The sequence below is a fragment of the Acidobacteriota bacterium genome (assembly GCA_016196035.1).
GTDB lineage: Bacteria > Acidobacteriota > Blastocatellia > RBC074 > RBC074 > JACPYM01.
The window spans coordinates 41,584-64,995 of record JACPYM010000031.1; the positions used below are offsets into that span (position 1 = coordinate 41,584).

Below are 23,412 nucleotides of genomic sequence, written 5' to 3' on the forward strand. Positions count from 1 at the left end.
GATCGAAAGTCACGAAAGACTGAAGCCAGGGAAGAGATTACGGAACAGACGGAAATAACGGAACAGACGGAAGAAACCAGTTAGGTCAATCAATCTTTTCTGTTTGTTCCGTAACCTCTTTCAACCTCCGCTTCCTCACTGCTTGGTTAGTGTTTCATCCAGATTGAGCAGCACATTCGCCACCAACGTCCAAGCGGCCATTTCCGCCGTGCTGCAATTGGATGCGGGTTTGATCTGTTGTTTGACGACGCGCTCGGCCTCGGCGGCGTGCGCGTTGAAATAAGCGAGTTGTTGCTGATAGAGCGCCGTCAGTCGCTCAAGCTCAGCGGCCTTGGGCTGACGCGCGACGCACAGCCGCAAGCCGTAGGTTAGCCGCGTCCGCGCATCGCCGCCCGCTTCGTTCAGCATGCGCTGCGCCAAGGCGCGCGCCGCCTCGAACATTGCTTCGTCATTCAAGGCATTCAACGCCTGCAACGGCGTATTGGTGCGCGTGCGGCGCACGGTGCAAAATTCGCGGCTCACGCCGTCGAAATTCAACATCATCGGGTGCGGCGACGAACGGCGCACAAAGGTATACAACCCGCGCCGGTACCGGTCTGCGCCCTGACTCATCTGCCATTTCTCGCTGCTGTAGGGCGCTTTCCAAATACCTTCGGGTTGCAATGGCATCACCGACGGGCCGCCGATTTTGCGTGCGAGCAAGCCGCTAACAGCCAGCGCATTGTCGCGCACCAGTTCGGCTTCCAGGCGAAAGCGCGGCCCGCGCGCGAGCAGGCGGTTGTAAGGGTCTTTTTCGAGCAAGGCTGGCGTGGCGTTCGAGGCTTGCCGATACGCCGAAGAAGTCACGAGCGTGCGCACCAGCTTTTTCATGCTCCAGCCGAAACCGCCTTTCTCCATCGGTTTCATGAACTCGACCGCCAGCCAGTCCAGCAATTCGGGATGCGAGGGCGGCGCGGCTTGCGCACCGAAATCCTCGCTGGTCTCAATGATGCCGCGTCCGAAAATCTGCTCCCAGAACCGATTGACCGCGACGCGCGCCGTCAGCGGGTTGTTCTCGTTGACCAGCCACAACGCCAGACCCAGGCGATTGGCGGGCGCGTTGTCGGGCAGCGGCGGCAAGACGCTGGGCACGGCGGCGAAGACCTGTTCGCCCTTGTTCATAAAATTGCCGCGCTCACGAATGAACGTGGAAGGCCGTTCATAGCTTTTCTGTTCGCCCAGCACCAGCGCGGTCACGATGTTCAAAGCTTTCAATTCATCGCGCAGCTTTTCCAACCGGTCGCGCGTTGCTTCGAAAAGCGGCGCGCTGCTGCGGAAGCGGTCGGTCAGCGCTTCCTGCTGTTTGACGGTGCGCTCAGCGACGGGCCTTTCCAGCCAGCGGCGCTGCGCGGCGGATACATTCACAATGTGCGCCGGATTCGCCGCATCGGTTGCCGACAGGCGGAAGCGGCCAATGCTTTGACACAGCGAACCGCCTTGATGTTTGAGTTTGATGGTCAGCGTGATCGGGCCAGTCAGCGTCAAGGGTGTCGTGGGCATGAGCACGAGTTGGCGCGTCAAACGTTCGCCTTCGTCACTGGTCGCGTTGATGAACCAGCCGGCGGGGCGGTCGGTCGCGGCGGTGCTGCGACGATCCACAAAAAAGTCTTTGGCGTCGGGGCGAATGGCGGCATCGTCTACGCGGACGTCTTTGAAGGTCACTGGCTGACCGCCGTTGATGCGCACCTCCATCCCGGTCAGCAAAAAGTTGCCGTAAGGATCGCGGCCCGGCCCGCATTGCGGCAAGCTGCGGTCGGGCAAGGCTTCGACGCGCAGGCCCGTGAGTTTGGGCAATGCCGTTTTCGCTGTCAGCGTGTAATTGTCGTATTCGGCTTGCGCGCCGCTGACCAGCCAGGACTGGTCGGCTTGTTTGGTCAGTGTCGCGCCGCCGCTCGCTTTGGCGGCGGTGATTTCGAGCGGCGTCCAACGTTGCGGTTCGGCGGCCAGTTCGCGTTCCCATTCGGTTTGGGCGGCGCTGGCCGCGGCGCTGGGCGCTTTCATTTGCGCCTGCAATTGGTTGATCTCGGCAGTGATGGTTTGGCGTTTGGCGTCCTGTTCCGGCGTCGGCAAATCGAGCACCGGTTCGAGCACGTAGCGCGTGAAGGGATCGTTGTTGTCGCCCTGATGCGCAATCTCGTATTCGGCGTTCTCAAAAAAGGCGAAGAGCCGGTAGTAGTCCTTTTGCGTGAAGGGGTCGTATTTGTGGTTGTGGCATTGCGCGCAACCAATCGTCGTGCCCAGCCAGACGGTGCCGGTCGTATTCACGCGGTCAACGATGGTTTCCCAACGCGCCTCAAACGGATCAATCCCGCCTTCCTGATTGACCATCGTGTTGCGGTGGAAGCCGGTGGCAATGCGCTGTTCGATAGTGGCTTCTTTGGTCGCAGCGGGCGGCAGCATATCGCCCGCGATCTGCTCAAGCGTGAATTGGTCGAAGGGCTTGTCCTGATTGAGCGCGTTGATGACCCAATCGCGGTATTTCCACATCACGCGCAGGTTGTCTTTTTCATAGCCGTTCGAATCGGCATAGCGCGCCAGATCGAGCCACGGACGCGCCCAGCGTTCGCCGTATTGCGGCGACGCCAGCAAACGATCCACGACCTTTTCGTAAGCGTCCAGCGTCGTGTCCGCCAGAAAAGCATCCACCTCTTTCACGCTTGGTGGCAGGCCGGTCAAATCCAAATAGACGCGCCGCAAGAGCACCGCACTGTCGGCTTCCGGCAGCGGTTGCCAGCCTTCTTTTTCCAGGCGCGCCAGAATGAACGCATCCACCGCATTGCGCACCCAGGCTTGGTTTTTGACCGGCGGCAAGGCCGTTTGAACAGGTTTGATGTAGGCCCAATGCTTTGAAAGTTCTGAGTTCTGAGTTCTGAGTTCTGGGTTCTCTTCCGGCCAAGTCGCGCCTTCATCAATCCAGCGGCGGATGAGTTCGATCTGTGCGGCCTTGAGCGGTTCGCTGTTCAGCGGCATGCGCTGTTCGCCGCCCTCGCCTAGAATGCGCGCGAGCAGGCGCGCGGCTTTGGCATTGCCGGACGTCAGAATCGCGCCGGAGATGCCGCCTTTTAGCGCCGCCTGTTTCAAATCCAGCCGCAATTGCCCGGCGGCTTTCTTCGCGCCGTGGCATTGCACGCAGGCCGTCGCAAAGATCGGTTCAATGTCGCGTTTGAAATCAACTTTGGGTTGCTGGAAAAAAGCGGACGCCGCGTGCGGCCAGACAGTCAGGCCGCACGCCAGCAGGAAGGCGGCGCAAATGATGAACTTCGACACTCGGTTCATAGGTGCTGTCCGATGCTGGTTTGAAGTTGCTGTTATGAATGCTGGCGCAGCCAGCGGGGAATCAAAAGCGCGGGAAAGATAGCACAGACGTTTTGGGAAGAGTAGGCAGATGCAAGCCGAGGCGATCCGGCGCTTTTGGCGGGAATGAAGTTACAGGCAGTTTAGTCAAAGTAGCGCAACCCGCCGAGGTTGCGCTGTTTTATCAAGCGTGCCACCGCGCCAACTGCAACCAATTTTGGAGTTGATGAAGCCGCGCAACCTCGGCGGGTTGCGCTACTCTGGCGGCGAATTCTGCTCGGCTCAATGCTCGCGCACGATCTTGCCGTCCAGCATCTTGACGCGCCGGTCGGCCAGATGCAGAAAGCGTGTGTCGTGCGTGACCAGGCAAATTGTCGTGCCCGCCGCGTGCAGTTCTTTCAACAGCTTCATCACGGCCTCGCCGCTGGCCGAATCGAGATTGCCGGTGGGTTCGTCGGCGAGCAGGATGGCCGGTTTGCACACGATGGCGCGCGCGATGGCGACCAGTTGTTGATGGCCGCCCGAAAGCTGCCCCGGGCGCATGCGCGCGCGGTCGGCGATGCCGACACGTTCGAGCGCGCCCGTGACGCGCTCTTTGCGCTCGCTGCCTTTGACGTTCATGTAACTGAGCGGCTGTTCGATATTCTCAAACACAGACATATCGCCGATCAGGTTGAAGCTTTGAAAAACGAAGCCGATGTCCTGGTTACGCAGCCGTGCGCGGTCGGCCAGTTTCAGGCTTTGCACCGGCTGGCCGCGAAAGCAATAGACACCGCCCGAAGCTGAATCGAGCAATCCCATAATCGCGAGCAGTGTGGATTTGCCGCACCCGGAAGGGCCGTGGACGGCGACGAATTCGCCGGGCTGAATCGCCAAGTCAACGCCGGTCAACACGGGGGTTTCGACACTGCCGTTGCGAAACGCTTTGGTCAGGTCTTCCATCATCACAAAAGGCAAGCCTTCAACAGTCATAGTTTTGCTGTGCTCCTATCAAGTTCGGTTTTCATGGGCGGCAGTATGTGACGTTGCGACGGTCTACGTTTCAAACTACTAAATAGTTCGTACTTTGTTTTTTGAACTTGGCAATGGTTGACGGCAGCCGCAGCCATCGCGCACAATCCGCACGCTTTTTAACACCCCTGAACGTTGCTCATCCCTCACGGCTTTTCCTCAATGCATCCCCCGCAGACACCTTCATCTTTTTAGGGAGCGTTTCATGGCTATTGCTTTGGTCACCCGCGGCAAACGTTTGTTCATCTTGCCGGTACTGCTCGCCACGATGTTTGGGTTTCACTGGTTCATACGCGGAATCGCCCCGGCGGGGGCGCAAAATGATTTGCCCGCGATCATGTTTGTGACCCAGCCGCCCTTTGGCGCCGATTTCATCTCGGTCAACGCCGTCTTTGGCAATCATCTGCCACGCACCCAACTGGCGCCGCGCGGCGGCGATTTGTGGATTCGCTACAGCGATGGCGCGCTGCGCAATCTGACGCAGGAAGCGGGCTTGGGCACGAAGGCGGGCGAAGAGATCATCGTGCGCGAACCGAGCATGCATTGGTCGGGCGTAAAAGCGCTGGTCGCCATCGCTAGCGGCGGCACGACCAAAGACGACTATTCAGCGGTCTTTTATCAGCTTTACGAAGTCACGGGCTTCGGCAAAGGCGAAGCGGTCAAGTTTACGCGCCTGCCGCAACCGGCGGACAACAACAACGTCTCGCCGCTTTACGGTACCGACGACCGCATCATTTTCACCTCGGATCGCCCGCGCAATGGCGACAAGGCCAGCTATCCGCAACTCGACGAATACGAATCGCAGGCGACTAACACCGGCATTTGGTCAATGAACTCCGACGGTTCGGATGTGCGCTTGCTGGATCACGCGGTGTCGGGCGATTTCACGCCGAGCATCGCGGCGGATGGGCGGCTGGTCTTTACGCGCTGGGATCACCTGCAACGCGACCAGCAAAACGAGTACGACCCTGACGTATACAAGCCGTTCAATTTCACTTCGGAAAACAGCGACGAAAAGCTGAGCAGCGCGCCGGAGGTTTTTCCCGAACCGTTGCGCGTGCCGAGTGGCAGTTACAATCACCGCCACACGATCAACCAGTTTTTCCCCTGGCAGATGAATGAAGACGGCACCGAACTGGAAACGCTCAATCACATCGGACGGCACGAATTGCTGAGCTACTTCGATGCATCGCACGACGGCCTGCCGGAGTTCATCGCGGCTGAAACGCGCCGCACCTCCGCCAGTTTTTTGCAGATCAAAGAAGACCCGCTGCGCCCCGGCTATTTCATCGGCACGAACGCGCCCGAATTCGCCACGCACGCCGCCGGGCAGATCATCGCACTCAACGCGCCCAAAACGGCCAATGCCGAGCAGATGCAATTTGAATATCTGACCGACCCGGTGACGCGCTCCTACGTTGCCGACGCCCAACAGCCGCCGCTCAATCACGTGGGCCTCTTTCGCAACCCGACGCCGCTCTCGACCGGCACGTTGATCGCCGTGCATACGACTTCAACGTATGCCGATAAAACCGCCGGACAGCCGCTCAGTTCGCGCTACAACTTTCGGCTGGTGCGGATGACGCGGCCCGCGCAGGGCGGTGGCTATTGGTTACCGGGCGAACGCCTGCTGCCCAACGGCATCAACAAGACGATCACCTACTGGGACAATCAGACTTACACGCAACTCAATTTCAGCGGCCAACTCTGGGAACTCGACCCCGTCGAAATCCGCGTGCGCCCGCGTCCCGCCAAGTTGCAGACGCCCTTGCCTGAGATTGAAGCCAACATCCTGCAACAGGAACTCGGTGGACAGGCGGGCATTGACCAATTCAAAACCTTTCTGGAAGCGCGCAATCTGGCGCTGGTCGTCAGCCGCAACGTCACGCGCCGTGCCGACAAACAGCAGGATTACAACCTGCGCGTCGTGGGCGGCGTGCAAACCGCCGAAGCGAACGCGACGCCGGTGGACGTGCAGTACATTCAATTCCTGCAAGGCGATTTGGTGCGCGGCTACAACGGCTACACGCGCGGACGGCGGCCCATCGCGCAAATCCAGCACGACAGCCCGTTGCCGAATGTGCCCAACGCGCCGTTCGGCAGCGTGCAGGTTGCCAGCGACGGCAGCATCGCGGCTTTCGTTCCCGCACGGCGCGCATTGTCCTGGCAACTCACCAAACCCAATGGCGAAGGCGTCGTGCGCGAACGGTACTGGCTAACCTTCCAACCGGGCGAAATGCGTTCGTGCACGAATTGCCACGGCTTGAATACGACTGACGTGGTGCTGCATCAGCCCGCGCCGACCAATCCGCCGCAAGCCTTGCGCGACCTGTTGCGCTGGTATCGCACTGCGTTCCCGACGCCGGTCAAACGCGCGGCGCATCTATCCGCCGCCAGTTACAGCGAAGCCTTGCTGGCCGCCGAATCCATCGTCGCGGCGTTCGGCGGCAATCTGGCGAATACGACCGCTTCGGCGACCGCCGCGTTGCCGACGACCTTGGGCGGTACCTCGGTCAAGGTGAAAGACAGCTTGGGCGTCGAGCGCGCCGCGCCGCTCTTTTTCGTCTCGCCCACGCAGGTCAATTACCAAATTCCGGCGGGCACAGCGCGGGGGTTGGCGACGATCACGATCACCAATGCCAGCGGCGAAACCAGCTTGAGCACGGCGCAAATCGGCACGACTGCGCCGGGCCTATTCACCGCCAACGCGACGGGCAAAGGCTTGGCTGCGGCGGTGGCGTTGCGTGTCAAAGCCGACGGCTCGCAGAGTTACGAAGCCATCGGCCAATTCGACGCGCAGCAAAACCGGTTCGTGCCGCGCCCGATTGATCTGGGCGCGGCCAGCGATCAGGTGTACTTGGTGATGTTCGGCAGCGGCTGGCGCGCGCGGGCAGCGCTGGACAATGTCGAAGTAAAAGTCGGTGGTGTGAATGCGCCGGTGAATTTTGCGGCAGCACAGGGCGGATTGATTGGTGTGGATCAACTGAATGCGCGCTTGCCGCGTGCGCTGCTTGGGCGTGGCGAAGTCGAAATCACTGTGTTGGTGGATGGAAAGGCGGCGAATGTGGTGCGCGTGAGTATCAAGTAGACCTGGGTACGCATCGCTTCCAGCGTGCAGTCTCGGCGTAAGACCGAGTAATGCCGGTAGGGTTTTCCTTCGGCATCATTCCGTCTGTTGCCGAGTCTGCACGCTGGAAGCGCTGCGTACCCAGGGTTATTGCCGAGGCGCTGCCGTCGTGCCATTGCCGCTGGCGGGCGCGTTCTTTTCCGTCGCCTTGGCCGTCGCGACCATCTTTTCGACATCGGCCAGTAGCTTCTTGGCGTCATACACGATGCCGTCCTTGATCGTGTATTTCACGCCGCCGACGCGCTCGACTTGGCCGGTCTGGTCATTCAGCTTGATCGCGCCCGTGCCATAGAGCACCTTCAAATTCGCCACCGGGCTTTCCGGCACCAGAATCAAATCGGCCAGCTTGCCAGGACGAATCACGCCAAATTCCATCGGACGGTTTTGCTGTTGCGACAGCAACTCAGCGCCGTTGAAGGTCGCCGCGCGGATGACTTCGAGCGGATGGAAACCAGCTTCCTGCAACAGCTCCAATTCGCGGATGTATTCAAAGCCGTAAGTTTTGTAGATGAAGCCGGAATCAGAACCCGTTGTGACGCGCCCGCCGCGATTTTTGTACTCATTCACAAACGTCATCCAGAGCCGATAGTTGTTCTTCCATTCGATTTCGTCCTGCGTCGTCCAGTTGAACCAGTAAGAACCGTGGGCCTCGCGGCTGGGCGTGTAAAAGCGCCAGAGCGAGGGCAGTGTGTAACGGTCGTGCCATTCGGCGCGCATGGCCCGCATCAGGTCGCGGCTGGCTTCGTAAATCGTAAAGGTCGGATCGAGCGTGAAGTTGAGTTTGATCAACTCATCCATGATCTCGTTCCACTTCTTGCTGCCCGGGGGCGCGGCCTGTTTCCACAAACGCCCCGCCTGGCCGAAGCGGTGCGATTCGTCGTTGTAGTTGTAATCGAGCGGGAAGTCCTGCACCTGACGATCTGCAAACAGCGATTCGGGCAGACCGTACCAATGCTCCATCGAACCCATGCCCATGCGCGCGGCCTGGATGACGTTGGTGCGCACGACGCCGGTTTGCGCCATGTGCGTGGTCGAACCCATCTGCTGTTTTTTGGCTTCGTCGAGCAGCGCGCTCAGGATTTCGGGGTCGAAGATTGCATCGCCGCCGATGATCTTGAATCCATCCGCGCCTTTCTGTTTGGCCCAGCGCACATATTCGCGGGCCTTTTCAGGCGTCAGGATTTGGCCGCCTTCCCAATTCATGCCGGGGCGCACATAGACGAAAATGCGCGGCGCGACGATTTTGTTTTGCGCGCTGCGTTCGCGTTCCTTGAGCGTCCAGTCAATGCCGTTGCCCGAACCCGGATCGCGGACGGTCGTGACGCCGTGCGCCAGCCAGAGTTTGTACACATATTCGGCGGGCGTGCCTTGGGCGACACCACCAATGTGCGCGTGGCAATCCACCAGTCCGGGCAGCAGGAACATGCCCGTGGCGTCAATCTCCTTTGTGCCTTTGGCGGGGCGACTGGCTTCGCGGATGGGGACTTTGGGGTAACCGACGCTGCGGATTTCGCGGATGCGGTTGTTTTCGATGACCACATCCATGGGGCCGAGCGGCGGCGCGCCCGTGCCGTCAATCAAGGTCGCGCCGCGAATGACCAGGCGGTCAAAGGGGCCTTCGCCTTCGTCAGCACGGCGGTCGGGGGCAGGGGTGATCGAACGTGTTGCTTGAGCGATTGCCAGCGTGGCGAAAAGCGCCATTACCAGCCACGCCAGTGTGCAAGAAAACAACAAAGAAGCACGGGTTCGCATAGGTCGTCTCCTGAGCATGAAGTTTGGAAGCGGATTTAGGAGGGCCAAGACTACTCTGGCAGAATGCCTGAGTAAAGATTGCCTTGAAGAGTGCAGGCCGATGCACCATATCGTTCAGACCTGCCTACCGAATCGGGCAAACCGCCTTGCGCAACTGTGCCGCTTGGTTTGGACGGATTGAAATAACTCAAGCGATACCGTGTGTTAGCCCGTCTGCCGGGATTCGCGATTCATCTGGCACATTCATTGCTCTAAGCCGTCACGAGAAAGAAAGGGCTGGCAGCAGCAGCATTGAAGTTGCGCGCGCCAAGTCTTGGAAAGTTTGCTAAGATCGCTGCGGCTTGATCGCGGCGCGCAACACTGAGAAGGAAACGCAAGCAGCGGACGTCCCCTTGCCCGCGATTCCCCGGCAACTCAATAACGGATTGCCGGGCTGTCATTTGAGGCTACGAAACGCAAGTGGGGCAGGGGAGGTAACTATGATGAATGTATGCAAAATTCTGGTCGGTTCGTTTTTGCTCAGCGCGCTGCTCACGGTGGCGAGCGTGGCCCAGCCGGTCAGGCTGGCGACGAACGAGTGGACGGTGCTGCAAAAAGACAAGCAGAAGGTGCCAGAGCGGCCCGTCGAACGCGACAAACCGAAAGACGACCGTGATAAGCCGCGCGATGAAAAAAAAGATGACAAAAAGAAAAAGCCGGATGAGCAACGCTAAGCCGGTTCGCTTGCGCCCAAAAAAGATTCAAAGCTACTTAAAACTTTTCTCTCTCCTTACCTATAACCCGCTGTTACCAACGTAGCAGCGGGTTCTTTTTTCTTTGCCAGCCAAGGGGCCTTGGCTGGCAATCTTGAAAAAAACCCTTGCTGTAAATAATGCGGGGCTGGCAAGGGCGCAAACGTTCAGAGTTCACGCTGTGGCGTGTTTGCGGGCCGCCATACACACGCTGTAGCGTGAACTCTGAACTTCTCTCATCGAATTTTTTACAGCAAGAAAAATCCTATTCATCCAGTCGAATTGTTTTCGGTTCTTCAAAAGAGGTCAGACCAATTGCTTGACTGCCGCGCGCGGCGCAGTTATACAGGCATCTCCGATCGAACTCTTTTTCACACACAGGCGAGCATGTAGAACTATGCGGATGAACATTCGGCAGTTGAAACTTTTCGTGCTGACGTTGAGCGCCGGTTTGGCGTTGGCGGGAACGTTGGTGCGCTTACGTCCGGTGGCCGCGCAAAGCAGCGATCCGGCTGAATTTTTCGAAAAACAAGTCCGGCCCGTGCTGATCGCCAATTGCGCCAAGTGCCATAACGCCAAAGCACAAGTGGCCAAACTTGATCTGACCTCGGCGGAAGGCTTCGCCAAGGGTGGCGAGAGCGGCCCGCTGATCAACCAAGAGCAGTTCGCAGAGAGCCGCTTGCTGAAAGTCATCGGCTATAACGAAGCGCTGAAAATGCCGCCTTCGGGCAGACTCAAAGACGCTGAGATCAATGCCATCGCTACTTGGGTGAAAATGGGCGCGCCCTGGCCCGCTGCCGGTGCCGTCGCCGCTGCGCCTGGCGAAACGAAAGCCGCGCCGAAGAGCACGCGCGAATTCACCGAAGAAGAAAAAGCCTATTGGGCCTTTCAGCCGTTAGCCAAAACCACGCTTCCCACGGTCAAAGATACGGCTTGGGTCAAAGCGCCGCTTGATGCTTTTGTGCTGGCGAAGCTGGAAGCCAAGAGTGTCAAGCCCGCGCCGCCTGCTGACAAACTGACGCTGTTGCGCCGCGCGACGTATGACCTGACCGGCTTGCCACCGACCGAAAAAGAGATGAGCGATTTCCTGGCTGACAACGCGCCCGATGCCTTTGCCAAAGTCGTTGAGCGTTTATTGGCGAGCCCGCGTTATGGCGAAAAGTGGGGACGCCATTGGCTGGACGTGGCGCGCTATGCCGATTCGACCGGCAATGACGAAGACCATCGCTATCCGCACGCCTGGAAGTACCGCGATTATGTGATCAAGGCCTTCAACGATGACATGCCCTACGATCAATTTACGCGCGAGCAGATCGCCGGTGATCTGCTGCCTGCTCCTGATGGTGGCGAAGTGAACCGGCGTGGCATCATCGCCACCGGCTTCCTGGCGCTGGGCGCGAAAGCCATTGCCCAGCAGGACAAAATGAAGATGCTGTATGACGTGTGGGATGAGCAGGTGGATGTCACGTCCAAAGCCTTCCTGGGCATGACGCTGGCCTGCGCGCGTTGCCACAACCACAAGTTCGATCCGATTCTGACCAAAGATTACTATGCGATGATCGGCATGTTCGCCAGCACGCGCAGCTTCACCAATCCCGATTCGCATGTTTCGGTCGTGCTCGAAAAACCGTTGGTGCCCAAGGCCGAATGGCAGCAATACCAGGCGGCGAAAAAGGCGCACGGCGAAAAAGAAAAACGCCTGCGGCTGGCGCTGGATGAGATCAACGATGCAGTGAAAGACGCGCTCGTCAAAGCGAACGGCGCACGCTTGGCCGATTACATGCTGGCGGCGCGGCAGGTTTATCAGGATGGCGAAAAGGTGGAAGCCGTGGTGTTGCGCACCAAACTCAACCTCGCTTTGCTGCAAAAGTGGGTCAGCTTCCTGAAGCCTGATCCGGCGAAAGTGCGCGGTTATTTGAATGAATGGAACGCTGCGTCTTTAGATAAACAGGCCGAAGTCGCCGAAGGCTATCAAACGCGCTTCCTGAAACAACTTGAAGAATGGAACGCGACGCTGGCGGCGTGGCGGCCCAAGTATCAGGCGGCGCTCGCCGACAATAAAACCCTACCCGACAAGCCCAAGTTTGAAGACGGCGATGACCGCTTTTTCAACGATGTTTATATTGACGCTGGCCCGTTCGGTGTTTCTGACAAAGACAAAAAGGTTTTCAACGCTGAGCAATGGACGGCGCTTGAGAAGCTGCACAAAGAGCAGGCAGAGTTAAAGAAGCTTGCGCCGCCCGAACCCGAACTGGCTTGCGCCGTAGAAGAAGACACGCCCGTCACGCAACCCGTGCTGATTCGCGGTGATTACAACAACAAGGGCGAAGAGGCCCCGCGCGCGTTCCCGGCAATCCTGGCGCGCTATGACACCAAGCCGCAATTCGCCGGCAGCGGGCGTTTGCAATTCGCCGACTGGCTGACGAGCGCGGACAATCCGGTGCCCAAACGCGTGCTGGTCAATCGCCTTTGGCAATGGCATTTTGGCGAAGGCATAGTGCGCACGCCCGACAATCTGGGCAAGATGGGCGAACGCCCCACGCACCCGGAATTGCTGGATTATCTGGCCGAACAGTTCGTCAAGCATGGTTATTCGATCAAGGCGATGCACCGCCTGCTGATGCTGTCGAGCACCTATCAAATGGCTTCGGAGAACCCTGCGGCGTTGGAAACCGATCCTGACAACCGCCTGCTCTCGCGCTTCAACCGCCGCCGTTTGAGTGTCGAAGAAATGCGCGATGGCTTGCTGGCGATTGACGGCACGCTTGATTTGACGATGGGCGGTTCATTGCAAAGCGGGCGCGGCACCGATGGCGAAACCAGTCAGGGCCGTTTGAGCATCAATCCTGATAAGCAGAAACGCCGCACGGTTTATTTGCCGCTGCGGCGCGCCAATCTGCCGACGCTGTTGAACCTTTTCGATTTTGGCGATGCCACGACGATGAACGGCAAACGGCAATTGACCAACGTCGCGACACAGGCCCTGTTCTGGCTTAACAGCGAATTCCTGACGGAGCGTTCGACCGATCTGGCAAAAGCGTTGCTGGCGGATGCGGCCGAAGATGACGCGGCGCGCCTGGCTGCGGTTTATCGGCGCATCCTGAATCGCCCGGCCAGTCAGGACGAATTGGCCGCCGGGTTGAAATACATCACGGGCTACCAGCAGAAATTCGCAGGCGCGCGCGCCGCGCAGAAAGCCTGGCAAAGTTATTGCCGTGTGCTGATGGCGTCGAATGATTTTTTGTACTTGGATTGAAGGCGTACCGCGCGCGTCAGCAGGCGGCGCTCGACTGATAGCCTAACCGCGCTGCTTGCGATGACTCCGCTTGCTGACGCGCGCGGTACCGTCTCAAAGACTGATGAAGAGTCTCAATAACTTTGCTGACTTAAATGAAATCCTGACGCGCTTGAGCAAGCTGCGTCCCGATAGTCCGCGCCAATGGGGCAAGATGACGCCGCACCAAATGCTGTGTCATCTGAGTGATTCCTATCTAATGGGCTTAGGCGAGCGGGACTCGACCTGGCGGGGCAATTGGTTCACCAAATACGTGATGAAATGGTTGGCGCTTTCGTTACCACTACAATGGCCGCACGGCATCAAAACGGTCCGCGAGGCTGATCAAGAACTGGATGGCACGCCGCCGGCGGAATTTGAGCAAGACCGCCAAAAGCTTGAACGATTGATCCGGCGCTTTGCCATGCCACCGCCTGCGTTCCAACCCGGACGGCACTCGATGTTCGGTGTGATGAGCGAAGCGGAGTGGCGGCGTTGGGGATACCTTCACGCCGATCATCATTTTCGTCAGTTTGGCGAATGAGCGGTTCCACAGGCGATTGCCGATGAAAAACAGCCCGCCCAAGCCAGTCGAACCCGTGAAAGGCGCGCCGGATGATCAGGACAGCGCCTGGAAGGAATTGTTGGACGCGTGTCTGCCCGACTTTTTGGCGTTCTTCTTCCCGGAAATCGCAGGCGCGGTGGATTGGACGCGACACTATGAACCGCTGGACAAGGAGTTGGCGCGACTCAAACCGGAGCTACGAGGCGGGAAGTTATATGCGGATAAGCTTTACAAAGTCTGGCTCAAGGATGGGCAGGTCAAATGGCTGCTGATTCATATCGAAGTGCAGGGCCGTGCGCTGCGTGGTTTTGCGCGGCGGGTCTTTGATTACCATTACCGTATCAGCGCCAAACATCCCGGCACCGAGGTCGTCAGTCTGGCCGTGATCACCGAGACAAAACGGCGTGTCGAAGCGCGCTATGCCGTCTCGAATTGGGGCTGCTCGTTGTCCTTTACGTTTCCGTGTGTGCAATTGGCCAATTACCATGCGCGCTGGGCGGAACTGGAAACCAGCCAGAATCCGTTTGCAGTTGCGGTCATGGCTCAGTTGAAAGCGTTGGCGACGCGCGGCGATAATCAGGGCCGCTTCGCGTGGAAGCGGCAATTGGTGCGGAGCTTGTATGCACGCGGCCACCAACGCCGCCAGATTGTGGCGCTGTTTAAGTTTATGGATTGGGCGATGCGCCTGCCGGCAGAGTTGGAAGCAGAAATCAAACAGGAAATCCATGCAATCGAGGAGGGTCGCAAGATGCCGTATGTCACTTGGATTGAACGAATGGGAAGACAGGAAGGTTTGCAGGAAGGTTTGCAACAGGGTTTGCAACAGGGCTTGCAACAGGGCTTGCTGATCTCTGTGATGTTGCAGCTTGAGCAACGCCACGGCGTGTTGAGCGCTGCCGCGCGCGCCAAACTGCAAAAACTTTCGGCAGAACAGTTACGCGCGCTGGTGATCGCGGTGCCCGACTTCAAAACCAAAGCTGCATTGCTGTCCTGGCTCAAGCAAAATCCACCCAGGCAGGTTGCCGCTACGCCCCGCAACGGTAAATCCACTAAGAAAGCAGGCAAGAAAGCAGGCCAATGAATAATTTGACGCTCAACGCGCTACAGCAAATTTATCGCCGTACTGAAAACCCCGTTTCGCGCCGCGCCTGGTTGCGCGCCGCTGGCTTAGGCTTCGGCTCAATCGGCCTAACGGCCATGCTGGCCGAAGAAGCGCAGCTTTTTGCCGCGACCAATCCGCAATCCGCAATCCGCAATCCGCAATCGGACAATCCGCTCGCCCCGCGTCAGCCGCATTTCGCACCGAAAGCCAAGCGCGTGATTTTCCTGTTCATGCATGGCGGCCCGTCTTCGATTGATTCGTTCGATCCCAAAGAACGGCTGATCCGCGACAACGGCAAACCGCTGCCGATCAAACGCCCGCTGGCCTTTGCCGATGGCAAGATGGGCCCGTTGATGAAACCGCTCTGGGATTTCAAACCGGGCGGCCAGAGCGGCATTCCCGTCAGTGACCTCTGGCCGCACGTGCGCGAGGTTGTAGATGATCTATGCATGATCCGCTCGATGGTTGGCGAGGGCGTAGACCACGGCGCAGCCCTGTTGCAAACCTTCACCGGCAGCTCGACCTTTGTGCGGCCCAGCATGGGGTCGTGGGTGGTGTACGGGCTGGGTACTGAAAATCAGAACCTGCCCGGCTTCATCACGATCAAACCGGCGCTTTCGCACGGTGGCGCAAAGAACTGGTCTTCGGCGTTCCTGCCCGGCGCGTTTCAGGGCACGGCGATTGGCAATTCGGGCTTAAAGGTCGAAGAGATTCAAAAAGAGCCGATTGAATATCTGTTGAGCAAACACCTGTCGGGCGATGAGCAGCGCTACGAATTGGACATGCTGCAAGCCATCAATCGCCGCCATCAGGCGCTGCACCAGCAAGACCCGCAACTCGAAACACGCATCCAAACCTTCGAGATGGCCTTCAAGATGCAGTCGCAAGCGCCCGAAGCCTTCGAGGTCAACAAAGAATCCGACGCGACCAAAAAGCTCTACGGTTTGGATGACCCCATGACCGCCGATTTCGGCTGGCAATGTTTGCTGGCGCGTCGTTTGGCCGAACGCGATGTGCGCTACATTCAATGCACGCACAGCTACAAATGGGATCAGCACAGCGATCTCTATAATCTGCACACCAAAAACTCGCGCGAAGTGGACAAGCCGATTGCCGGGCTGATCAAAGACCTCAAAGCACGCGGCCTCTTGAAAGACACACTCGTCATCTGGGCCGGTGAATTTGGCCGCACGCCGGTCAGCGAGAGCGGCGACGGGCGTGACCACAATCCTTACGGCTACACGATCTGGATGGCGGGCGGCGGCGTGAAACCGGGCTTTATTTACGGTGCGACCGACGACATTGGTTACCACGCGGTCGAAGATCGCATGCACATTCACGACTTCCACGCGACGGTGCTGCACCTGCTGGGTTTCGATCACGAACGGCTGACGTACCGGTACAGCGGACGCGATTTCAGATTGACCGATGTGGCGGGCGTGGTCGCACACAAGATCGTAGCCTGAGTTGGCGGCACATAAGTTCAGCAGTTACAGGACGGAATGGACGAGAGTTTTTCTCGTGCCCATTCCGTTCTTTTTCTTTCTTCACTACAATCACGCCCCCACACAAACAGGACAGCGCGGAGTGAGTTGACGATGACAGCGGCGCATACATTGACGCAATTACTCAAGGACTGGAATGCAGGCGATCAAGCCGCGCTCGCGCAGTTGGCTCCCTGCGTTGACAGCGAGTTGCGGCGCTTGGCGGGCGCATATATGCGGCAGCAACAGCCCGACCACATCTTGCAAACGACGGCGCTGGTTAATGAAGCGTGGGTGCATTTGATCGAATGGCGCGAAGTCTCCTGGCAAAACCGCGCGCATTTCTTTGGATTGGCCGCGCAAGTGATGCGCAACATCCTGGTGGACGAGGCGCGCCGCTGCCGGGCGCAAAAACACGGCGGCGCACACTTACGCGTTTCGCTCAGCGACGCGGCCAACGAAACCATTCGCAATGATCCCGATCTGGTGGCGCTCGATGATGCGCTCAACACCCTGGCGCGCTTCGACGAGCGTCGCAGCCGCATCGTCGAGTTGCGCTTTTTTGTCGGCCTCAGCGTCGCGGAAACCGCCGAAGTGTTGCAGGTCTCGCCGCGCACTGTCGCGCGCGAATGGCAGTTGGCGCAAGCCTGGCTTTATCAGGAACTCAGCAGCGCGTACCCAGAAGAGGGCTTGAACGATGAACAACCGTGAAATGACTGCCGGACGTTGGCGCCAGATCGAAGCCGTTTTTGACGCCGCGCTCGACTTACCCACACGCGAGCGCACCAACCTGTTGGCCGCGCAAGAAGCCACGTTGCGGCGCGAAGTCGAAGCCTTGCTGACTGCGCGCGCTCAGGCCGAGGGCTTTCTCTGTCAGCCCACCATGCAATTGCCCGCAGCCCTTGCCGTCAACGGCCACGGACAAGCCAATGAACATGTCGGCCCCTACCGGCTCATCCGTGAACTGGGGCGCGGCGGGATGGGTGTGGTCTGGCTGGCCGCGCGCGCCGACGGGCAGTTCGAGCAACAGGTCGCGCTCAAACTCGTCAATTCCGGCGCGGGCAACGTCGAGATCAAGCAGCGCTTCCACCACGAACGCCAGATTTTGGCCGGACTGAATCACCCCAACATCGCGCGCTTGACCGATGGCGGCGCGACTGAGGACGGGCGGCCCTTCTTCGTGATGGAATACGTCGCGGGCGCGCCGCTCGACGAGTATTGCCGCGCGCGCCAACTCGGCGTGCGTGAACGGCTGCAACTGTTTTTGCCGGTCTGTGCGGCGGTGCAATACGCGCATCAACATCTGGTCATTCACCGCGATCTCAAACCGGGCAACATTTTCGTCACCGATGACGGCGCGCCGAAGCTGTTGGATTTCGGTATCGCCAAACTCTTGCAACCCGACCTGACGCAAGCGCAGAACACGCTGTCGGGCGCGCAACCGATGACGCCTGCTTACGCCAGCCCCGAACAGGTGCGCGGCGAGAAGCTCACCACCGCCAGCGACGTTTACTCGCTCGGCGTCGTGCTTTACGAATTGCTGACCGGACGCAGCCCGTATCGTTTGCAAAGCACGACCTTCGGCGAATTGACGCGCGCCATTTGTGAGCAGGAGCCGCTCAAACCGAGCGAAGGGATGAAGGATGAGGGCGGAGGGATGAAGAATAAAACTCATCCCTCCGCCCTCATCCTTCATCCCTCTGTCCTGCGCGGCGATCTTGACAGCATCGTGCTGATGGCGCTGCGCAAAGAACCGGCGGCGCGTTACGGTTCGGTCGAACAACTGGCCGAAGACCTCCGGCGTTATCTCGCCGGGTTGCCGACGCTGGCGCGGCGCGGCACCTTTGGCTATCGCGCACTCAAATACGCGCGCCGCAATCGCGTGCCGCTCGCCGCCGCCGCGCTGGTCGTGCTCGCGTTGCTCGGCGGCCTTGGCGCGACGCTGCGGCAAGCGCGCATCGCCCTGGCCGCGCAAGCGCGCGCTGAACGCGAACAGGCCCGCGCCGATACGCAACGCCAACGCGCCGAGCACGCGCTGGACACGGCGGAAGAGCGCCGCCAGCAAGCCGAAGCTGCGCGCGGCGAGGCCGAGCAGCAACGCACTGAGGCCGAAGCGCAACGCGCACAGGCCAATGAACAGCGCGCCTTGGCCGACAGTCAGCGCGTGCGCGCCGAGACGCAAGAGTTGTCGAACCGCCGCCTGCTTTACACCTCGCGCATGGGCTTGGCGCAACAAGCCTGGGATGAAGCCAACGTCGGGCGGATGCACGATCTGCTCAACCCCTATCTGCCGCAGGCGGGCGCGCCGGAGTTTCGCGGCTTCGAGTGGTACTACCTGTGGAAGCTGAGTCATCAGGAAGAGCAAACGTTGCCGTTTCCGTCTCAAATGAACAACAACGATAGCGTGGCCTTTTCCGCCGATGGCAAACAACTGCTGACGGTCGTGCTGAAACGCGAGCGAGCGCCAGCGGCGGTGGTGACGGAAGTGTTGTTCCGCGAGGCGGCGACCGGGCAGGTGCGGCAGCAACTCAGTTTGCCTCCCGCCTCGATCACTGCACTGACGCGTGATCGAAACACGTTGGCACTAGCGCTCCACAATGGCAAAGAGATCAGCCTGGTGTCGCTGCCCGCTGGAAAAGAATTGAGCAAGCTCGCCGGATTGCAAAGCGGCCTCAGTTGCCTGGACTTCACCCCGGACGGCAAACAGATGGTCGCGGGGTTTTTCGATGGCTCGATTCGTCTGCTTGATGTGGCGACAGGGCGAGAAGTTTACCAAGTCAAACAGCATACGCAGCGCGTCTTTACTGTAGCGGTCGCGCCGGATGGGCAAAAGTTTGTCTCAGGCGGTGATGATCGAACCGTGCGGCTGTGGGCGCTGGCTGCGGGGAAAGAGTTATTCACCCTCGGCCAACGGCTGAACTTTCCGAATAATTCACTCTTTTCTCCCGATGGCCGGGTCGTGGTGGTATCGGGCAGCGGCTTGACGACCGCGTGGGAAGTCGCCAGCGGCAAGGAACTCGCGCGACTCAAGAACAAAGGCCGGCGCATGGTCTTCACGCCCGACAGCCGCACGCTGATCATCGGCGGCGAAGACGCGGAGCGGCAGTCGGAGATCACTTTTTTAGACACAGCCTCGTGGCAGGATATGGCCGTGCTGCGCGGGCACGGCAACTGGATTCTTTCATTGGCGCTGACTCCCGATGGTAAGCAGCTTGCTTCCGGCAGCAGTGATCGAACGGTCAAGCTCTGGGACTTGAACCGCGCACGCGAAGCCTCGTTCATTGATGACTACGCCAGAAAATGGGGCGGCTTCAAACAGGCTGTCCTGACGCCTGATGGGAAGAGATTGTTGATTGGGCAGGGAGATCAATCAGCAACTGTCTGGGAGGTCGCTACGCGGAAAGAAATCATGACGCTACGAGGGCACACACCACTGCCAGCTTACCGTGATTTCGGGTTTGCCATCGCGGTTTCAGCCGATGGTCAGTGGTATGCGACGGGCGGCAGCGTGGACGCCCAAGTAAAGATTTGGGAAGCGGCGACAGGAAAGGAACTCAAGAGCTTCAAAGCTGCTGGGCCGATTGAGTCGTTGAGCTTCTCGCCGGATGGCAGCACGCTGGCGGCAGGCTGTGTTAATCAGGTGCAACTGTGGGAAGTGAGCAGTGGCAAGGCGCTGGCAACGCTCTCCGGTCAGCGTGGCAGAATCAACGCACTCAGTTTTTCGCCGGACGGAAAGACTCTCTTCGGCGCCAGTGCGGACAGCACGGTCAGAGCCTGGGAAGTCTCGACCGGCCAACTGCGCAAGGAATATCGCTGTGGCGATTCAGCCATCCTGTCTTTTGCACTCGCGCGCGCTGGCCGCTTTTTCGTAACGGGAAGCACTGATGCGACAGCCCGCCTGTGGGAGGTGCAGACCGGACGAGAGGTGTTTGTGTTCAAGGGCCATTCGGCGCCCGTCTGCGCGGTGGCTTTTTCGCCGGACGGCCACAGATTGGCGACGGGTAGCCAGGACAAGACGGTCAGGCTTTGGGATGTGACGACCGGCGAAGAGTTGATCACCCTGAAAGGACACAGGGGCTGGCTCGCCAACAACGCCCTCGGTTTTTCGCCGGATGGCGGACTGCTGTTTACGGCTGATCACTCAAGGATGGTGAAATTTTGGCGCGCGGCGACGGAGCCGGAAGTGGTGGCGCGGCGGCGGTGATCTGGGAGCGTAGCGCATCCCTGCCTGCGGGTTTTGGCAAGTCGCGCTTTTCTCTTCAAAGCGCCGCTTCACAAGACCCGCAGGCAGGGATGCGCTACGCTCCCAGAGGGCAGCTCACTTAATCGCAAGCGTCCCGCTGTTGCTCGTTACGCCGCCGCGCGTGATCGTCAGCGTATACGTGCCCGTCGTGATGTTCGCGGGCAACTGCAGATTGAATTGATTGAGGCCCGCCAGTCCTGGCGTAGTACCGGCGTAAAGTGTCGGGACAATCACTCCGTTCAGTCGCGTTGTGACACTCGCGTTAACATTGCCGCTCACATCGGTTGCGTCGCTTCCCAAACCCGTGCCGAAAACCGCAATGATATTCGGCTCGCCGTTGGCCTGCTTCGCGTCGAAAGGGCCGAGAGTGAATCTGAGCGCGTCGAGCGCCGCCGCCGCGCCCGCGCCGGTCGCATTGGTTGTGAAGATGGCGGGCGCCGTGGCTCGCACCTCCAACACCCCAGACACGCTGACGCCCGCGCCGTTGGTGATAGTCACGGTCGTCGTGCCATTGGCCGTGCCAGCGGGGATTTGATAGTTGATCTGTCCCGCTGAAACGAAGAAGAGCGGCGCGGGGCGCTCAGTGCCGTTGGTGTCCCTGACTTTGACCGATGTGCCTGCCAGCGTCAGCGGCAAAGGCAGCGCAGTGGCTGCGGCAGTACTTGTCGCCAAAGCCGTGCCGAAGGCCGCGACGATGGTCTTATCGGCAATCGCGCTCGGGCTGAAGCTCGCGGCGGAAACCGTCGCGAAAGCCGAAGTATCGTCCGGCTGAAAGAAGACGCCACTGCCCTGCGAAGCCAACACGACGCTGTTGCCGCTGACGGCGATCCGGCTGACCAGGCCGAACAGCCCGTCGTTATTGGCCTGCCACGTCGCGCCGTTGTCTTTGGACGAATAACAACCAGCTCCCGTGCCCGCCACATAAAGCGTGCCGCCGCTGCGCGCGATGCTGTCATAAGCCGCATTGGTGAGCACGCGCGTCCACAGCCCGCCGCTGTCGGCGGAGCGGTACACGCCGTTGCCGCTGGTGAGAAAAAGCATGTCGCCAGCCACTTGCAAGCTGCGTGTAGTTTGCGTGGTCAGCCCCGTGTTGATCGCCGTGAAGCTATTGCCGCCATCCATCGAACGAAACGCGCCTGCGCCGTTGGTGGCAACAAAAACGGCATTGTCGCGGAAGGCCAGCGACCAGATGTAGGCAGTGCCCGGCAAGCCGCTGGTTACTGGCGCGAAGTTCTCGCCGTTGTCCGCTGAGAGCCACAACCCTTTCGAGTCGAAGCCGAGATAAAGCTTGCCGCCGTTCGCGGCCAGCACGGTTGGGAAAGAATTGAAGTCAGCGGGCGGCAACCCTTTGCCCGCCGGCGTCCACGTTTCGCCGAAATCGGTCGAACGATACAAGCCAAAGGGCTGGTTCGTTGCAGTGTAAAGCGTGTTCCCGACTGCGCTCACGGCGCTGACGAAGGCGAAATAAGGCAAGCCGTTTTTCAACTGCCGCCAAGTCGCGCCGCTATCCGCCGTCACCCACAGACCGCCGCCGAGGCTGCTGACAAACACGCGGTTACCGAGCACGGCCACGTCGCTGGATGAGTATGACGAACGCAGCCCTTTGTTTTTGAACTCGAGACTTGCGCCGTTGTCGTTCAGGCGAAGGACGCCGCCCGGCGTGCCTAGAAAGACGGTCGGGCCTTCGGCCAGCAGGTCGTAGATGATTTGCGAAAACGGCAGCCGCATTTTCTGCGTCCAGGTCGCGCCGTTGTCGGTCGAGACATAGAGTGTGGACTCAGCGTCCGGCGCAGCCGAAGCGAACAAGGCGGTATAGACCGTCGCCCCGCTGGCGAAAGGCGCATAGGTGAAGTTGCTACCGACGGGCGGCAGGCCGCTGGCTATCTGCCAGGTCTGGCCGCCATTCTCAGACGACAGCAAGCCCACCGTAGAGCCGAGGAAAACCTTGTTATTACTGGTCGCCAGCGCGAAGGGGATTCCGCCCAGCAAGGCTTGCGCCTCTACCTTCGTCCAGTTCAGGCCGTTGTCAGTGGAGCGGTAAAGTTCCGGCGTGGCGGCGGCGGCGTTGCGCAACAGCAGCGCGTTGTTGCTAAAGGCCAGCCCGCCCGCCAAGGTGACTGAAATCGCACTCGGCAAGCCGTTGGTCAGCCGCGTCCAACTGTCGCCGTTGTTGGTTGAGCCGAACAACTCGCCGTTGAAAGTGACGGCAAAGAGATTGGCGCCGTTGACCAGAAAGTCTTGAATCGAGCGCGGCGCGGGAAAGCCATTGTTGATCGCCGTCCACGTTTGCCCATTGTCATTCGAACGGTAAACACCGCCGCCCGTTCCGCCGAAATTCGTGCCCAGAAACAGCGTGGTGCTATTGGCAGCTAAGGCGCTGACGCCGCGCCCGATCAGCAAACCGTTGTTAGTCGTGCGCGCCCAGTTTTCGCCATTGTCGTCGGAAAACCACAGCCCGCCGAAGGTGCCCATAAACAAACGTTGTCCGCGCCGCAGTAAGGCAAAAGCATTGCCTGTCTCCGGCCCGGACGATTGCACCCACGTGGCATTCGGCGCGGCAGCATAGTTTTCGGCGGCTTCAGCCGCGGCTGTTTGGCTGGACACTGATGCGCTTTTAGCGAGTCGGTGCAACTGTTGATCCAGCCACCCCCAGGCAGGCGGTGGCGGCGGCGTGGGCGATTGCGCCTGACTGAAGGTGAGCGAAAAAGACAGCACGATCAATAACGCAATGGCGCTGCTCAAAGATTGCTGACGCATAAGTTTCTCCTTGTTTGTGGTGATCCGGCACGT

Annotated in this window: 12 protein-coding genes; 8 read left to right on the forward strand and 4 right to left on the reverse strand. The window is 59.5% G+C overall.

Translation table 11 applies throughout. The features are described from left to right. Window positions 1-135 precede the first annotated feature (135 nt). Window positions 136-3,315, reverse strand: coding sequence for a PSD1 domain-containing protein (locus HY011_10760; GenBank protein MBI3423406.1), 3,180 nt, complete (start codon window positions 3,313-3,315; stop codon window positions 136-138). A gap of 300 nt (window positions 3,316-3,615) precedes the next feature. Further along, window positions 3,616-4,305, reverse strand: coding sequence for an ABC transporter ATP-binding protein (locus tag HY011_10765; protein ID MBI3423407.1), 690 nt, complete (start codon window positions 4,303-4,305; stop codon window positions 3,616-3,618). A 244-nt stretch (window positions 4,306-4,549) separates the two neighbouring features. Between HY011_10765 and HY011_10770 the strand changes: the two genes are divergently transcribed. Continuing rightward, window positions 4,550-7,432, forward strand: coding sequence for a hypothetical protein (locus HY011_10770; protein MBI3423408.1), 2,883 nt, complete (start codon window positions 4,550-4,552; stop codon window positions 7,430-7,432). A gap of 126 nt (window positions 7,433-7,558) precedes the next feature. On the opposite strand, the gene HY011_10775 is transcribed toward HY011_10770, so the two are convergent. Further along, window positions 7,559-9,172, reverse strand: coding sequence for an amidohydrolase family protein (locus tag HY011_10775; protein ID MBI3423409.1), 1,614 nt, complete (start codon window positions 9,170-9,172; stop codon window positions 7,559-7,561). Between the two features lie 530 nt (window positions 9,173-9,702). On the opposite strand from HY011_10775, the gene HY011_10780 reads away from it, so the two are divergent. The 7 genes from HY011_10780 to HY011_10810 all read left to right on the forward strand — a co-directional run bounded on the left by HY011_10780 (window position 9,703) and on the right by HY011_10810 (window position 20,583). Continuing rightward, window positions 9,703-9,936, forward strand: coding sequence for a hypothetical protein (locus tag HY011_10780; protein ID MBI3423410.1), 234 nt, complete (start codon window positions 9,703-9,705; stop codon window positions 9,934-9,936). 415 nt (window positions 9,937-10,351) lie between these two features. Continuing rightward, the gene (locus tag HY011_10785; protein MBI3423411.1) at window positions 10,352-13,210 is read left to right on the forward strand and encodes a PSD1 domain-containing protein; all 2,859 of its coding nucleotides are present in this window, start codon (window positions 10,352-10,354) and stop codon (window positions 13,208-13,210) included. 103 nt (window positions 13,211-13,313) lie between these two features. Then, a complete protein-coding gene (locus HY011_10790; GenBank protein MBI3423412.1) occupies window positions 13,314-13,772 on the forward strand; it encodes a DUF1569 domain-containing protein in 459 nt (152 codons plus the stop codon). Window positions 13,773-13,794: 22 nt separating this feature from the next. Next, complete coding sequence (locus HY011_10795; GenBank protein MBI3423413.1) at window positions 13,795-14,874, forward strand: DUF4351 domain-containing protein; 1,080 nt, start codon at window positions 13,795-13,797, stop codon at window positions 14,872-14,874. Beyond that, a complete protein-coding gene (locus HY011_10800) occupies window positions 14,871-16,361 on the forward strand; it encodes a DUF1501 domain-containing protein (GenBank protein ID MBI3423414.1) in 1,491 nt (496 codons plus the stop codon). Before HY011_10795 ends, HY011_10800 begins: the two co-directional genes overlap by 4 nt. Window positions 16,362-16,493: 132 nt before the next feature. Next, entirely contained in the window at window positions 16,494-17,090 is a 597-nt protein-coding gene (locus HY011_10805; protein ID MBI3423415.1) for a sigma-70 family RNA polymerase sigma factor, read from the forward strand. Next, window positions 17,077-20,583 (forward strand): protein kinase, encoded by a 3,507-nt coding sequence (locus tag HY011_10810; protein MBI3423416.1) that lies wholly within the window; start codon window positions 17,077-17,079, stop codon window positions 20,581-20,583. The genes HY011_10805 and HY011_10810 overlap by 14 nt, the downstream gene beginning before the upstream one ends. A gap of 114 nt (window positions 20,584-20,697) precedes the next feature. Here HY011_10810 and HY011_10815 read toward each other — a convergent pair whose 3' ends face one another. Then, window positions 20,698-23,379 (reverse strand): hypothetical protein, encoded by a 2,682-nt coding sequence (locus tag HY011_10815; protein MBI3423417.1) that lies wholly within the window; start codon window positions 23,377-23,379, stop codon window positions 20,698-20,700. Between the last annotated feature and the right edge of the window lie 33 nt (window positions 23,380-23,412).

Bases quoted from the DNA above. Each gene is read 5' to 3' on its own strand.
- HY011_10760 (MBI3423406.1), bottom strand. From the start codon at position 3,315: ATGAACCGAGTGTCGAAGTTCATCATTTGCGCCGCCTTCCTGCTGGCG.
- HY011_10765 (MBI3423407.1), bottom strand. From the start codon at position 4,305: ATGACTGTTGAAGGCTTGCCTTTTGTGATGATGGAAGACCTGACCAAA.
- HY011_10770 (MBI3423408.1), top strand. From the start codon at position 4,550: ATGGCTATTGCTTTGGTCACCCGCGGCAAACGTTTGTTCATCTTGCCG.
- HY011_10775 (MBI3423409.1), bottom strand. From the start codon at position 9,172: ATGGCGCTTTTCGCCACGCTGGCAATCGCTCAAGCAACACGTTCGATC.
- HY011_10780 (MBI3423410.1), top strand. From the start codon at position 9,703: ATGATGAATGTATGCAAAATTCTGGTCGGTTCGTTTTTGCTCAGCGCG.
- HY011_10785 (MBI3423411.1), top strand. From the start codon at position 10,352: ATGCGGATGAACATTCGGCAGTTGAAACTTTTCGTGCTGACGTTGAGC.
- HY011_10790 (MBI3423412.1), top strand. From the start codon at position 13,314: ATGAAGAGTCTCAATAACTTTGCTGACTTAAATGAAATCCTGACGCGC.
- HY011_10795 (MBI3423413.1), top strand. From the start codon at position 13,795: ATGAAAAACAGCCCGCCCAAGCCAGTCGAACCCGTGAAAGGCGCGCCG.
- HY011_10800 (MBI3423414.1), top strand. From the start codon at position 14,871: ATGAATAATTTGACGCTCAACGCGCTACAGCAAATTTATCGCCGTACT.
- HY011_10805 (MBI3423415.1), top strand. From the start codon at position 16,494: ATGACAGCGGCGCATACATTGACGCAATTACTCAAGGACTGGAATGCA.
- HY011_10810 (MBI3423416.1), top strand. From the start codon at position 17,077: ATGAACAACCGTGAAATGACTGCCGGACGTTGGCGCCAGATCGAAGCC.
- HY011_10815 (MBI3423417.1), bottom strand. From the start codon at position 23,379: ATGCGTCAGCAATCTTTGAGCAGCGCCATTGCGTTATTGATCGTGCTG.